Here is a 13,622-nt window from a genome sequence, read left to right on the forward strand (position 1 = left end):
GCGAATAACCGCCGCACCCGTATCCCGAGCCCACGACGTGCCGCCTCCGATCTCCGACGCACTCTCCACCCTCAGCGATCGTGGCCTGCGAAGGCTGCTTGGCGCCCGCACCTTCCTCCGCGGGCTGGAGTACTTCCGCCGCCGCGTCGTCGAGGACATCTCCATCAACGAGACGATGGCGAGCGGCACCGTCCGCGCCGCCGACTCCGAGCCGTATCCGGTCAAGGTCGAGCTATCGCCCGATGGCATCCAGTCGCAGTGTTCCTGTCCGGCGTTCCAGAAGGCTGGGCAGCACTGCAAGCACGTCGCGGCGCTGCTCATCAGCATCCGCGACCAGGCGCGCGGCGCGCAGCCGCGGCGCGAGCCGCCGATCCCGGCGCTCGTCCCGCAGACCGCCCACGCCGGCGGTGACGCCCTGAAGCGCGTGCGCCGCCGCGATCGCCGCGGGCGCCTGGCGATCACGCCGGCGGCGCCCGTCCCGACCGTCGTCGGCACCCACGGGCCGCCGGGCTCACCCGTCGCCCTCGCGGCGCCGATCCTGGACGCGACGGCCAAGCAGACCGGGATCGGCGCCTGGCTTCCGCCCGAGGGCGTCACCGGGGCACGGCGCGTGGAGTTCCGCCTCCACGTGCGGCAAGGGGCGCTGACCGTCACCGTCCTCGACGCCGAGGCGCGCGTGCCGGTGCTGCCCTCTGCGGCGCTCGCCTGGCAGGCGCTCTATCCGACGCCGGATCGCGACGCGCTCCGGCTGCTCGCCCGGTTCGAGAGCGGCAACCCGCGCCACCCGGCCGTCGACATCCGCGGCGAGGACGTGGCCGAGCTGCTCCCGCTGCTCGAGGGCCAGCGCGTGCTGCTCGAGCCGGCCCTGATGCAGCTCCGCTTCGGCGACGACAGCCTGCGGCCGCGCTTCGATCTCGAGACCGTCGGCGGCGACACCATCATCGTGAAGACGAGCTTCGAGCGGGGGAACGACAAGCGCCGCTTCTCGCTGCTGCAGGGCGGGTGGTTCGAGGGCTGGCCGGGCTGGCACATCGACACGCAGGAGGGGCTCGCGCGCCGCATCGACAAGCGCGTCTCCCCTGCGGCGATGCGCCGCCTGCTCCGCTCGCCGACCATCGGCGAGCCGATGAGCGAGCTGGCCCGCATCATCATGCAGGGGCTGCCCAAGATCGCGCTCGAGGTCGGCGCGGAGCTGCCCGATCTCAACCAGATCGCCGAGGTCGTCGATCTCGTGCCCACGTTCCGCATGCGCGCGGGCGGCTCGCTCATCGAGGCGCGCGTCACGCTGACCGCCGCCTACGGCGACGCCGAGGTCGCGGTGCGCGCCGACGGCATGTCGCCCCCGGTGCTCGTGCAGCCGCCCGAGGAGGGGATGAAGCGCGCCCGCTGCATCCGCGTGGACATCGCCGCTCAGCAGGAGGCGGCGAGCAGGCTGCTCGCCCTCGGGCTCAAGCCGGACGAGACGGGCCAGGGCTTCATCGCGAACGGCGACCAGGCGCTCACCTTCTGGACCGAGGGGCTCGCCGAGCTCCCCGACGACTGGGACCTCTTCGTCCCCGAGGATCTCGTCGACACGCAGGTGCGCGGCAGGCCGATCGGCGTGTTCGCCAAGGTCACCTCGGGGATGGACTGGCTGAACGTCAAGCTCAGCTTCGAGAGCGAGGGCATCGGCGTCGATCGCGACGAGCTGCGCCGCTGTCTCGCCGAGGGCAAGCGCTACGTCCGCCTCGAGGACGGGTCGTTCGCCGCGTTCGATCCCGACGCCGTGCGCGCGATGCTCGATCGCGAGGTCGAGCTGATGATGGCGGCCGGCAAGAACGGCCGGCTGCCGCTCGCGCAGGCCGGTCGGGTGCACGAGCTCCTCCAGCACGCGAGCGGATCGAGCGTGACCGCCTCCGCGCGCGAGCTGTTCCAGAAGCTCAGCAACATCGACGAGATCGGCAGCACCAAGCGGCCCAGGAACCTGAAGGCCACGCTCCGCCCCTACCAGGAGGCGGGCCTCTCGTGGCTCAAGTTCATCCATGACATCGGCTCGGGCGGCGTGCTCGCCGACGACATGGGCCTCGGCAAGACGGTCCAGACGCTCGCCCTCCTGCTCGCCGTCAAGCAGGAGGAGAAGCACATGCGCGCGCTGATCGTCGCCCCGACGAGCGTCGTCACGAACTGGGAGCGCGAGCTCGCCCGGTTCGCGCCGTCGCTGTCGGTCGCCCTCTGGCACGGCGCCGATCGCAAGGATCAGATCGACGAGGTGAAGGCCGCGGAGGTGGTGATCACGAGCTATGCGCTCCTCCGTCGCGACGAGGATTTCCTCGCGCAGCTCGACCTCAGCTACGCCATCCTCGACGAGGCGCAGCACATCAAGAACCCGATGAGCGCCACCGCCGCGGCGGCCAAGCGGCTCCGCGCGAAGCGCCGGCTCGCGCTGACGGGCACGCCCATCGAGAACCGGCTCTCGGAGATCTGGTCCATCTTCGACTTCGTCTCGCCGGGCCTGCTCGGCTCGCTCGACAAGTTCGAGGCCCGCTTCTCGCGCCCGATCGAGGCGGGCGACTACAAGACCGCGCAGCGCCTCCGCGCCGCCATCCACCCGTTCATCCTGCGCCGCACGAAGCAGGAGGTCGCCAAGGATCTCCCCGAGAAGATCGAGATGGATCAGATCTGCGATCTCACCGGCGAGCAGCGGGCGCTCTACCTGCAGGTCGCGCGCGAGGTGCGGGCGCAGGTCCTCGGCGAGGTCGAGCGCGTCGGCCTCGCGAAGAGCCAGCTGCAGATCCTCGCCGGCCTCACCCGCCTCCGGCAGGCGGCCTGCGACCCGCGGCTGCTCGGCTTGCCGCGGGAGTTCGGCGACGACGACTCGGGCAAGCTCGTCGCGGTCCGGGAGCTCATCGCGAACGCCGTCGAGGGCGGGCACAAGGTCCTCGTCTTCAGCCAGTTCGTGATGATGCTGAGGCTCATCGAGAAGGCGATGAAGGAGGATGGTGTCGCCTACGAGTACCTCGACGGCTCCACGAAGGACCGGGCGGAGCGCGTCGAGCGCTTCCAGAACGATCCGAGCGTGCCCGTCTTCCTCATCAGCCTCAAGGCGGGCGGCACGGGCCTGAACCTCACCGCGGCCGACACGGTCATCCACTTCGATCCGTGGTGGAACCCGGCGGTCGAGCAGCAGGCCACCGACCGCGCCCACCGCATCGGGCAGACGAAGGTGGTGACGGCCTACCGGCTCATCGCCGAGGGGACGATCGAGGAGAAGATCCTGCTGCTCAAGGACAAGAAGCGTCAGCTCGTCGCCTCCGTCCTCAGCGAGGACGCGGGCGGCGCGAAGAAGCTCACCAAGGCCGACCTGGAAGAGCTGTTCGCGGTGGACTGAAAGAACGACGGCGCGCGCAGGGGGGCGCGCCGATCGGGGCGCTCCCGGCCGAGCCATGAGGGCGCGCAGGGGAGCGCGCCCTTCATGGGGGCACGGGTGGATCCATGGCGGCGCTCGGAGTGGCGCTCGCGGCGCCTTCCGGCACCGCAGGGCGGGGGAGGGGGGCTACGGCTTGCGGCCGCCGCTCAGGACCATCAGGTGGTACTTGCCGAACTCGCTCTGCCCCAGGGTGAACAGGACCTCGATCAGGAGGCGGTACGGCGTGGTTGCGTCGGCGACGATGATCGCCTCCGACGACGATGGATCGAGCCCTTTCGCAGCGCGAATGGCCTTGTCCGTCTCGCGCGCGTGGGACAGGGCGTTCGCCAGCGGCACGATGTAGAGATCGTTCGGGCCGCTGCGCTTGTACTTTGCGTCGACGCCCGACTGCGCGAGCTGCTCGCGGTTGGGCAGCATGACGATCGGGGTCGGATCCTCGCCGACCAGGATCTGCGACTTCGAGACGATGACGACGACACCCTCCTGGGAGGGCTCGGCCTGCATCACCGACTTCGGCAGGGTGAGGTCCTTCGACTGCGGGATGGATGCCGCCGACGATCCCACGCTCTTCAGCAAGAAGACGAGGATGATCGTCATCAGGTCGAGCATCGCCGTGATGTTCAGGAAGTCGATCTCAGGGTCCCGCCGGTTCCTTCGGATCGCCTTCCGGAGGGCCGCTTTGTAGCGGACGACGCTCGCCTTCGGCCGCGGGGCAGGTCGCTGCTCGGCGCTCATCGGGCCACCCCGAAGTGGACCTCCGGGAACAGCACCTCCCCGTCGTCGCTCCTCAGCGCATCCATCACGTCGATGATCGTCTTGTAGTCGATGCCCGGGTTCGCCGTGATGGTCACCTGCGTCTCCTCTTTGAACTCGGGGCGGGCGTTCTTGAGGCGCTTCGCGCACGCCGTGAGCGCGGGGTAGTCATAGCTGTCGTTCGCCTTCGGCACCGTGACCCCGCCGCCCACGTCCTGGCAGCCGGTCGCGATGTTGCCGCTCGACGTCTTCAGCGAGATCCCCTGGCTGGTGATGAACGCGGAGAGGTTCAACGCCTTGCTCGAGAGCTCGCTGCGCACCTTTCCGCCGCCGATGGACGGCGGGGTCGTGTCGATCGACGACACGAATGTCACCGACACGCTGGCGAGCACGAAGATGAGGATGTTCGTGATGATGTCGAGGTACGGAACGACGTTGAGCTCGCCGGCCTCCTCCCCGGCTTCGGGCTCCTTGGGCTGCGATAGGCGCCGGATCTTCGATCGCTGCGCCGAGCTGAGCGGGACGTCTTGCGGGTCCGCCATGGGCTAGTAGCCAGGCTTGCTGCTGATCGTGAGCAGGTTGAAGACGCGCTCGGTCGTCGACTCGAGATCGTGCTGGATGTTCTTGGAGCGGGTGTGGAGCAGCACGTGCGCGATCATGCACACGACCGCGATGGCGAGGCCGAACGCCGTGTTGTACATGGCCTCCGCGATGCCGTTCGAGAGCATCCGCTGCTTGTCGGCCTGCGAGAGGCCCTGGGCTGCGATGGAGGCGAACGTGTTGATCAGGCCGGAGACCGTCCCGATGAGGCCGATCAGCGTCGCGATGTTCGCGAGCGACCACAGGGCGCCGATGCGCTTCTCCACGGCCGGCTTGAGCTCGGACAGCTTCTCGCTGAGGGCGGCGTCGATCTCGTCGGCCCCCTTGTTCGCGTGGGTCAGGCCGGCCTTGACGAGCTGCAGGATCGGGTAGTCGCTCGCGTCGCAGAGCTTGATGGCGCGGTCGATGTTGCCGGCCGCCACAAGCTTCTTGACCTGCGCGAAGAACTCCTTGGAGTTCACGCGGTAGCGTCCCAGCTGGAACGCGGTTCGTTCGATGATGATGGTCACCACGACCGCGGAGACGACCAGGTTCGCGATCAGGAAGGTCGGATTGTGCTTGATGGCCTCCCACATCCCACCTTCGCCACCACCCTCGGCCGCCAACATCAGCAGATGACGCATCCTCGAAGTCCCTTTCTCAGCGTCGTCAGAAGCCCGACAATCTCCAGGCGCGGCGACTATAACTGCCGCCCGATCCCGCGCGCAAGCTCGGCGATGCTGCGGCGCTCCGAGCCGCGAGGCCGGGATCGACGAAAATCGCCGCAAGAACCAGCGTATCTCACGCCGAGCTCGCTCCGGCCTCGGCGCGGAGGGGCGCCGTCCGCGCCGAGGCCGGACAGGTCGGTCCGGAGACGCCTGATTCGCTCCGGCTGCCGGCGTCCGAGCGGGCTGCCGTGCTCTGCCATCGCCGCGTCGTCTGGGCGGATGAGCCGCTGCGCTCGCTCTCGGGTGACGCGGCTCGCACTGCCGCGGCGCGCGATCGGGCCGGCGGCGGTCATGCGGGCGCTGCGCCCCCTGAAATCCGCGGCATCTGCCGCTGGTCGGCCCGCACCGCTCCCGGCCGATCATGACATAACCCCGCGATTGTTGTAAAGTTTTGCCCGTATCAGAGCGCTCACGTGTGGCCAAATCTCTCTTGACGGCGCCGGGTCTCAATCGCGAAGATGCGCGAGTCCCCCGGGCGCGTCGGCGTAGCTCGGCCACAAGGCGGCACGCTCTGCGGTGAACGGGGAGCCGCGCCCAGAGCCATGAAAGGGCCCCTGGCGCGACGACGCGAAGTCAGTCTTGGACGACAGGTGGGAGAGCTGGGACGGCGCCGCGCGCCGGCACCAGAAGAGACGATCAGGACTCTTGCAGAGGTCAGCGCCGCTCGGTTAGCGTCCCGTGGGCATTTCGCCAGAGAGCGACAGCAGCACGCCGTCCACGGCCAGCGCCGCCAAGCAAAATAGGCCTCTCATCCGTCTTTACGTGTGAGTGAAAGACTGCCGCCCCTCGGCAACACGAGTCTGACAAAGGGAACCGATCGAGTTGCGCGAAACCTCATCCCGGGGACGCGAGGCGAACTGGAGGACAGAAGCAATGCACGGAGCGTATGAAGCTTTCAAAGAGGGTGGGTGGGGTATGTGGCCCATCCTGTTCTGGTCGATCCTCACGATCGGCATCATCGTCGAACGCGCCCTCTACCTGTTCGGCTCGTCCATCAACAAGGACGTCTTTCTCGCCACCATGCAGAAGTGCATCCTGGCGGGTGACGTTGCCAAGGCCGTGAAGATGTGTTCAGCGGCGAACGCCCCGCTCGCCCGCATCGTCCAGGCCGGCCTTGTCAAGGTGAACCGTCCCGACGAGGAGGTCCAGGCGGCGATGGACGAGGCGGCTCTCCGCGAGCTGCCGAAGATCTCGGCGCGCACCTCGTACCTCGCGCTGCTCGCGAACCTCGCGATGCTCTCCGGCCTCCTCGGGACCGTGACGGGCCTCATCAAGTCGTTCGGCTCCGTCGCCGGCGAGTCGGTCGACCCCAGCCAGAAGGCCCGCGTGCTCGCGCTCGGGATCTCCGAGGCCATGAACTGCACCGCCTTCGGCCTCGGCGTGGCCATCATCGGCCTCATCGGCTTCGCCGTGCTGAACGGCAAGACGCAGCACATCGAGGACGACATCAACGAGGCGTCGGTGCAGATCCTCAACCTCGTCGTCGCGAACCGTCAGAAGGTGAATGTCGCAGCAGTAGGTCAGGCGGCTGCCTGATGGTCCTCGGCGGGCCCGGGTCGTCGAGCGCCCTCCGCGCGCGATGCCGCCTGGGCCCGCTTTCGCGCCTCGAAGCCCCGGACGGCGGCTTCCGCCGCCGGGGCCCCGGGAACTTCGGAAGAGCGACGAAGTCAGACCCAGCATGGTGGCCCACCGCGAGCTGCGGGCAGGGCGTTCCCCGGAACAACTTGGATAGGTGAGCTCAGGCTCACGTTGGGAAGGCAATATGGGCGGCGTAGACGTCGGCGACGGTGGCGGCAAGAAGCGGTCGACGAACAGCGATATCAACATGATCCCGTTCATCGACCTGCTGATGGTCACGATTGCATTCCTGTTGATCACGGCGGTCTGGGTCACCAACTCGCGCATGAACGCGGACGCCCAGGTCCCTGGCCCTCCGGACCCGAACAAGGAGCTCACCCCGCAGACGCCGGAGAAGGTGCTGAACCTGCACATCGGCGAGAGCGAGTTCGGGCTCGTGTGGAAGCAGGGCGCGACGGTGGTCAACGAGGTCAAGGTGAACAAGTCGCCCGTCGAGATCGGCAGCGCGGACTCGAAGATCGTCCGCTACCCCGAGCTGGCGAAGCGGATCGAGGAGGAGTGGAAGACCCACGGCGGCCACCGGGATCCGAGCGACAAGAAGCTCGACCAGGCCATCCTCCACACCGACAACCGGACGCCCTTCAAGGAGATCGTCGCGGTGCTCGACGCGCTCTACGCGCCCAAGCGCGAGATGCGGCTGCCCGATGGGAACAAGCAGGTCCCCGTGTTCAACATGACGTTCTCGGTCCGCTGAGGCAGGAGCGCGCACATGGATAGGTTCAATCCGAAGCACCACAAGAACCCCCACGCCCACGTGATCCACCAGCCGGGCCGCCGGCTGATGAAGGGCGTGCCGCTCCGGTTCGTGTGGAACAAGGTGTCCGGGCACGGGGCTCGAAGCCCGAACGCGGGGCTCAACCTCGTGAGCTTCATCGACTTCCTCGTCGTGACCGTGATCTTCCTCCTGATGTCCTTCTCGGCGTCAGGCGAGATCGCCGTCGACAAGAACGTCAAGCTCCCGAAGGCGGAGAACGTCGAGGACGTCATCGACGCACCGATGGTCGCCGTGAACGGCAACCAGATCCTCGTCGACGGCGCCCTGGCCGGGTCGACCCGCGCGATCGAGGAGCTCGGGCGGCTTCAGAAGATCGACGAGCTCTTCAACCTGCTCAAGAACAAGCGCGAGCTGTGGAAGCAGGTGCAGCCGAACAAGCCGTTCCCCGGCGTGTGCATCCTCCAGGTCGATCAGAACGTGCCCGCGCTGGTCGTGAAGAGCGTGTTCCAGACCGCGGCGTTCGCCGGTTACCCGAACGTCAGCTTCATGGTCAGCAAGCTCCCGAAGTCGCAGTGATCCCCGCTTCTTGACCTATCGAGCACAGAAGGATGGGGCACGCCGGGCGACCCCCGGCGGCCTCGGTCACCATGGAACGTGGTGGCTCCAGCGGCGCGCTCGGCGCGGCCTTCGCCTCTACGCGGCTCGCGTGGAGGAGGCTGCCTTGCTCGGGTGATCGGGCTGGGGCCTCCTGCGTGGAGCCTCTGCTATGTCCTCTGAACAGCCGCCCCGCGAGCGCGGCCTGCCGTCGGTCTACAAGGCGCGCGAGGCGCGCTCCAAGATGCGCTGGCCCCCGGCGAAGTTCTGGGGTTACACGGCCCTCGTCCTGGCGGTCTCGGCGATCCTCCACTGGAAGTGGTCGCAGGGGCAGATGGAGAGCGCGCGCCAGAAGCTGATGGCGCGCCAGCGCGCGGTCGCCGTCGAGCTCGGCCCGCGCTGGTTCCCCATGCGCGAGCGCGTGGAGGGCTGGACCCTCGATCTTGCGCGGAGCGCCGGCGCCGATCTCGTGGATCGGGAGGCGCTCAAGACGTGGAATTTCCGTGAGCTTGCGGGCATTTACCTGCGCCTCCGGGTAGACGAGGCCACGGGCGTCGACGCCGTCCGGAAGAACGCGCAGCAGTCGCTCCGCGACGCGTTCACTGCGTGCCTCTTGCGTGTGCCGAACCCGAACCCGCTGGCCGGCGCGGAGTGCAAGCGCACGCGGGACTGCCCGGCGGGCGAGTACTGCAACGAGGCCGAGCGCTGCTCCAGGCCCGCGCAGCCGTTCAACCTGCGCGTCGCCTACCGGACGATGCACGTCCTCTCGGACGAGTGGGTGCGTGACGCACAGGATGCCTCGAGCGAGCTCCGCTTGCGGCTGCTGGAGTCCAGCTTCGAGGACACGATGCGCGACGATGTTCCGCTCGCGGCGGAGCTCCTCACGCGGGCACAGTATTACCTCCTCGTCCTCGACGAGCCGGCCGAGGGAGCGGCGAGCACCGAGGCGTTGCTCGGGGTGCCGCACATGGCGCGGGTCGGGGTGTGGCGGCTGTCGGACGGCAAGCCCATCCTGCGGGTGCGCCGCGAAGCGAGCGGCAATCTCATCGGCGGGACGCCCTCGGTCGAGGGGAGCGTGCTCGACGCACGGCAGCGGCAGGCGAACAGCTGCGCGCTCGCGCTCGCGGTGCGCGAAGCGATGGGCGACACCACGGCCGCGGTCACCGAGCCGCAGTGAGGGCGCGCCGCCCCCGCGGCGTGCGTGCCGCTCATCGCGCCTGCGCGCGTGAGCTCGCCTCGTAGCCCGCGCCGCCGCGTGAGCTCACGCGCGCTGCCGCGCCGCGGCGCGCGCTGCCGCGTCAGCGCACGCGCGCGCCTCCGGGGAAGTCTCGCGCGACGATGTGCAGGTCCGTGAGGTTGTGACCTGTCGGGCCCGTCTCGACGCGCGTGCCGAGCGCGCGGTGGACGACGGCGTCGTCGAAGCGCGCGAGCGCGGCGTCGATCGTGCGGTCGTCCATCGCGGCGGCTGCCGCGCGGGCAACGGCCGCTCCCGCCGCGCCGGAGCTGCCGTCGACGCCGTCGGAGGCCGCGCAGAGGAGCGCGACGTCCGGCGGCAAGCCGCGCAGGGCGGCGAGCGCGATCCATCCTGCGCGGCCGCCGGCGCCGCGGTGGGCCGGCAGCGCCAGCGTCGGTTCGCACGGGATCACGACCGCTTCGCCGGGAGCGAGGGTGCGCGCGAGCGCGAGGCGACGCTCCACGATCGCGCGCGCGTCGCCGTCCTCGGCGGGGGCGGCGGTGGCGCGGAGGCCTGCCCTGTCGGCGAGGGCCGCCGCCACGCGCTCCGCGAGCTTGTCCGGATCGGCGAGCACGCGCGCTTCCAGGCGCCGCGCGTCCGCCGGCTTCAGCGACTCGCTGAACGCGGGCGCGAGCCGCGCGAACCGAGGGGCCCAGCGATCGAGCGCGGCGAGCGCCTGCTCCACGCGCGTCGGGTCCGGGACGGTGGGGCCCGAGCCGACGTCGTGCGGGAGTCCACCCACGACGTCGCTCATGAGCAGCGTCAGCACCCGCGCCGGGGCCGCCGCCGCCGCGAGCCGCCCGCCCTTGATCCGCGACAGGTGGCGGCGAACGAGGTTGACGTCCTGGATCGGCGCGCCTGCTTCCAGGAGCTCTGCGACGACGGCCTGCTTGTCCGCGAGGGGCACGCCCGGAGGCGGCGCGGCGAGCAGCGCCGAGGCGCCGCCGGAGAGGAGGGCGATCAACAGATCCTCGGGCCCGAGCGCGGCCGCGACGGCGAGGGCCGCCTCGGCCGCGTCCACGCTGCGCGCGTCGGGGATGGGGTGCGCCGCGCGCATCACGCGCAGCGGGCGAAGCGCGGCCTCCTCGGGGTCGGCCAGCGATGTCGTCTCATCGCGCGCGGCGAGCGCCGGGGCCGCGACGGTGACGACGAGCCCTCCGGCGATCCTGTCACCCCAGCGGCGGAGCGCCCCCTGGGCCATCCCGGGCGCCGCCTTCCCCGCCGCGATCACGAACACGCGGCCGCGGTGCGCTCCGGCCTCGGCGTCGAGCGCGCGCTCGACGAGCCGAGCTGGGTCGAGCTCTGTCAGCCCGGCGCGGAACGCGGCCACCAGCGCCGCGCGCAGCTCGTCGAGCGCGGCGCTCAACGGGTCCTCGCGCCGACCACGCCGCGCTGCGCCGCCCCCTGGGCGGGGGCGCGGTCGCCTGCGTCGACGAGGTGCGCGCGGAGGACGTGGTGCCAGCCGAGCGTGACCGAGAGGAGCGCCCGCTGCGCGTCGCGCGGGCCGTCGTCGCCCGAGAGCTCCGGCCCGCGAAAGCGGAGCGCGCCCCGCAGGCCGAGGAACGGGCCCGTGGCGTCTCCCAGGAGCGGCACGTCGAGCGACAGCGAGAGCTCCAGCCCGGGCTCCGCGGCGAGCCCGGCTCCGGGCGGCGCTTCCCAGAACGAGCCCACGCCGAGCGCCACGGAATCGATGAAGAGGTCGAGCCAGGGGGCGCTGCGCTCGAGATCGCTCGCATAGCGGGCGAGGAAGAGCGGCTGGATGAAGACGCCGCCCGCGATCGAGCGCGCGACGGGCGCTCCCTCTGCGCCGAGCGCGTCGGTGTAGTGCGCGTACACGCCGGCGGTCGAGAGGTACACCGCGGCGCCGCGCGCGCAGAGCGCCGGACCGCCGTCCGCGAACGAGGCGCCCGCGCCCGCGCGCAGATCGAGGTCTCCGTCCAGCCGGCCGTACGCGCCGTCGCCTTCCGCGTGCGCCGTGGACGCCACCGCGAGCACCGCGAGCGCTGCGACGCTGGCGAGCGCTCTGGTGATGGCGCGGCGCGTGGGCTCGGACGATCCACCGGCTGCCTTGTCCCTGGTGGTCATCAGCGTATCAGCGCCTCCCGCACCGTATCCCGCAGCTCGGGCGCGAAGAGGATCCGGGTGCGTGTCATCGTCTCGTTGCGCAGCCGATCCAGCAAGAAGGACACCTCGGCGGGGCGTCGCGGGCGCCCTTTGGAGTAGACGACCATGAGCGACGCGTCCTCGGCGTAGGGCGTGTCCTCGGCGACGTCGACGCCGACGTACACCTCCGGGTCGAGCCCGCCGCTCTGCGCGATCTCGCGCACCGTCTCGAGCGCTGACGCGCGCCGGGCGTCGCGCTCGGCCGGCGACTCGCCGGGCTCCGGGAACAGCTCGACCGACTTGAAGAGCGAGCGTACGCGCAGGCGGCGGGCGAGATCGGACAGCACGGGATCGGGCGCCGCTTCCCAGGCGTGGATGGCCCCCAGCAGGACCTGATCGTCGAGCTCGAGGTACTGCTCCAGGGTGGGCATCTCGCCGACGGCCATCGCGGCGACGGCCGTGGGGACCTCGGGGATCCGGTCCCCGGCGGCGAGGCGGGTGACGACGCGCCGGAGGATGGCGCCGATCATCCACTCCGCGCTGCGCGTCGTCTTGTGGAAATAGACCTGCTGAAACATGAAGAAGCGGGCGAGCAGGAACGACTCTATCGCGCTCATCCCCTTCGTCCCGTCGATGGCGAGCGCGGGCGCTGGCGGGGCAGACGCGGCGCCGCCGCCGGGCATCTCCACCTGGACGTCGCTGAACCTGAGGCTGCGGAGCAGCCATGGCAGGTCGTACTCGCCGTACCTGACGCCCGTCGCGTGCGCGTCGCGGAGCAGGTAGTCGCAGCGATCGACGTCAAAGGTGCCGCTCACCGCCTTGGCGAGGTAAGGCAGCTCGTGCCGCCCGCCGATGAGGTCGGCGACCCGCCGCGGGAGGTAGGGATCCTGGCGCACGAGCACCTGGTGCACGTCCGAGGACGGGTCGAGCAGGATGCGCTCGGTCCAGCGCTCGTGGTGGAGCGCCCCCGGCATGGCCTCCTCGAAGAGGTGCGACAGCGGGCCGTGGCCGAGATCGTGCAGGAACGCTGCGGCGATCGCGTCGCGCGCGCGGTCGCTGGTCACTCTCTGCCAGAACGGAAGGTCGCGATCGATTTGACGGAGCCTCGCGATCAGGAGGCGCATCACGTGGGCGGCCCCGAGCGCGTGCGAGAAGCGGGTGTGCTCGGCGCCTGGGAAGGCGAGCGACGTCAGCCCGAGCTGACGGATGCGCCGCAGCCGCTGCACCTCGCGAGCGCCGAGCAAGCGCGGAACGATGGCCGCTTCGCCGCTCTCGAACTCGATCAAGCCGTGGACTGGGTCGCGCAGAATCAAGATGGGTCTCCACTCGACGCCATGGGCGCAAACGGCGCCGAGTCACTCAGGAGTCGCCTGATGGCGTCGATCTGCGGGCGTGCGCGCGGGGGGGAGGGCTCATTGCTTCGGGCGTGCGGTGTGGAGCACGGCATGGTGCGCCTCGAACAGGGGCGGGAAATCAAGGAGGTATGCGACGTTCCCACGTGGGCCCGCGGGAAGGCAAGCGCGGCTCGTCGCCGAGCCTTCCTCGTGAGCGATCCAGCGAACCGGTCGGCTCCGCCGGACGAGGACGGCAGGCGCGCGGGACCGGGGCGCCATGAGCGTGGCGTGCGACGGAATCCACGCGGCGGGGCCAGCCACGCCGAGGCGGAATCGCGGGGCGGACGTCGTGCGGCCGACGTCGCGGACGTCGCCAAGGTCGAGCGAGGGGCAAATCGTGTCGAGCGTCGCGCGAGAAGGCGCGCGTGGCGCACCATGGCACCGCGAACGCTGTCCCGCGGCCGCCTGCGATTGCGTACGAGCGCGTGTGATTGCGTGCGGCTGCGTGCGGTTTCGTGCGGTCGCGGTACACGAGGCG

General features: G+C 70.4%; 11 protein-coding genes. 5 read left to right on the forward strand and 6 right to left on the reverse strand.

Annotation, left to right across the window (positions count from 1 at the left end):
- Window positions 1–37 precede the first annotated feature (37 nt).
- Window positions 38–3,367, forward strand: a complete 3,330-nt coding sequence (locus tag WMF34_RS15605; RefSeq protein ID WP_044964980.1) for a DEAD/DEAH box helicase — start codon at window positions 38–40, stop codon at window positions 3,365–3,367.
- Window positions 3,368–3,532: 165 nt separating this feature from the next.
- Here WMF34_RS15605 and WMF34_RS15610 read toward each other — a convergent pair whose 3' ends face one another.
- Genes WMF34_RS15610 through WMF34_RS15620 form a run of 3 tightly spaced genes read right to left on the reverse strand, consistent with a single transcriptional unit; the run spans window position 3,533 to window position 5,367 of the window.
- Entirely contained in the window at window positions 3,533–4,141 is a 609-nt protein-coding gene (locus WMF34_RS15610) for an ExbD/TolR family protein (RefSeq protein WP_012235622.1), read from the reverse strand.
- A complete protein-coding gene (locus tag WMF34_RS15615; protein WP_012235623.1) occupies window positions 4,138–4,701 on the reverse strand; it encodes an ExbD/TolR family protein in 564 nt (187 codons plus the stop codon). Before WMF34_RS15615 ends, WMF34_RS15610 begins: the two co-directional genes overlap by 4 nt.
- A gap of 3 nt (window positions 4,702–4,704) precedes the next feature.
- Window positions 4,705–5,367 (reverse strand): MotA/TolQ/ExbB proton channel family protein, encoded by a 663-nt coding sequence (locus WMF34_RS15620; protein WP_272098212.1) that lies wholly within the window; start codon window positions 5,365–5,367, stop codon window positions 4,705–4,707.
- Between the two features lie 1,014 nt (window positions 5,368–6,381).
- On the opposite strand from WMF34_RS15620, the gene WMF34_RS15625 reads away from it, so the two are divergent.
- From WMF34_RS15625 to WMF34_RS15640, 4 genes are all read left to right on the forward strand, one after another.
- On the forward strand, window positions 6,382–7,002 hold the full coding sequence (locus tag WMF34_RS15625) for a MotA/TolQ/ExbB proton channel family protein (RefSeq protein WP_231864858.1): 621 nt from the start codon (window positions 6,382–6,384) through the stop codon (window positions 7,000–7,002).
- Between the two features lie 226 nt (window positions 7,003–7,228).
- On the forward strand, window positions 7,229–7,798 hold the full coding sequence (locus WMF34_RS15630) for an ExbD/TolR family protein (protein ID WP_012235626.1): 570 nt from the start codon (window positions 7,229–7,231) through the stop codon (window positions 7,796–7,798).
- A 15-nt stretch (window positions 7,799–7,813) separates the two neighbouring features.
- On the forward strand, window positions 7,814–8,395 hold the full coding sequence (locus WMF34_RS15635) for an ExbD/TolR family protein (protein ID WP_020735583.1): 582 nt from the start codon (window positions 7,814–7,816) through the stop codon (window positions 8,393–8,395).
- 190 nt (window positions 8,396–8,585) lie between these two features.
- A complete protein-coding gene (locus WMF34_RS15640; RefSeq protein ID WP_012235628.1) occupies window positions 8,586–9,590 on the forward strand; it encodes a hypothetical protein in 1,005 nt (334 codons plus the stop codon).
- A gap of 121 nt (window positions 9,591–9,711) precedes the next feature.
- On the opposite strand, the gene WMF34_RS15645 is transcribed toward WMF34_RS15640, so the two are convergent.
- From WMF34_RS15645 to WMF34_RS15655, 3 genes are read right to left on the reverse strand one after another with little or no spacing between them, the layout of a single operon-like run.
- Entirely contained in the window at window positions 9,712–11,013 is a 1,302-nt protein-coding gene (locus tag WMF34_RS15645) for a DUF4147 domain-containing protein (RefSeq protein ID WP_437993761.1), read from the reverse strand.
- On the reverse strand, window positions 11,010–11,732 hold the full coding sequence (locus WMF34_RS15650) for a hypothetical protein (RefSeq protein WP_437993762.1): 723 nt from the start codon (window positions 11,730–11,732) through the stop codon (window positions 11,010–11,012). The genes WMF34_RS15645 and WMF34_RS15650 overlap by 4 nt, the downstream gene beginning before the upstream one ends.
- Window positions 11,732–13,063 (reverse strand): HD domain-containing protein, encoded by a 1,332-nt coding sequence (locus WMF34_RS15655; protein ID WP_437993763.1) that lies wholly within the window; start codon window positions 13,061–13,063, stop codon window positions 11,732–11,734. The genes WMF34_RS15650 and WMF34_RS15655 overlap by 1 nt, the downstream gene beginning before the upstream one ends.
- Window positions 13,064–13,622: the final 559 nt, after the last annotated feature.

The sequence above is a fragment of the Sorangium sp. So ce145 genome (assembly GCF_051525985.1).
Classification (GTDB): domain Bacteria; phylum Myxococcota_A; class Polyangia; order Polyangiales; family Polyangiaceae; genus Sorangium; species Sorangium cellulosum_B.

Bases quoted from the DNA above. Each gene is read 5' to 3' on its own strand.
- WMF34_RS15620 (WP_272098212.1), bottom strand. From the start codon at position 5,367: ATGTTGGCGGCCGAGGGTGGTGGCGAAGGTGGGATGTGGGAGGCCATC.
- WMF34_RS15610 (WP_012235622.1), bottom strand. From the start codon at position 4,141: ATGAGCGCCGAGCAGCGACCTGCCCCGCGGCCGAAGGCGAGCGTCGTC.
- WMF34_RS15625 (WP_231864858.1), top strand. From the start codon at position 6,382: ATGTGGCCCATCCTGTTCTGGTCGATCCTCACGATCGGCATCATCGTC.
- WMF34_RS15615 (WP_012235623.1), bottom strand. From the start codon at position 4,701: ATGGCGGACCCGCAAGACGTCCCGCTCAGCTCGGCGCAGCGATCGAAG.
- WMF34_RS15630 (WP_012235626.1), top strand. From the start codon at position 7,229: ATGGGCGGCGTAGACGTCGGCGACGGTGGCGGCAAGAAGCGGTCGACG.
- WMF34_RS15650 (WP_437993762.1), bottom strand. From the start codon at position 11,732: ATGACCACCAGGGACAAGGCAGCCGGTGGATCGTCCGAGCCCACGCGC.
- WMF34_RS15640 (WP_012235628.1), top strand. From the start codon at position 8,586: ATGTCCTCTGAACAGCCGCCCCGCGAGCGCGGCCTGCCGTCGGTCTAC.
- WMF34_RS15635 (WP_020735583.1), top strand. From the start codon at position 7,814: ATGGATAGGTTCAATCCGAAGCACCACAAGAACCCCCACGCCCACGTG.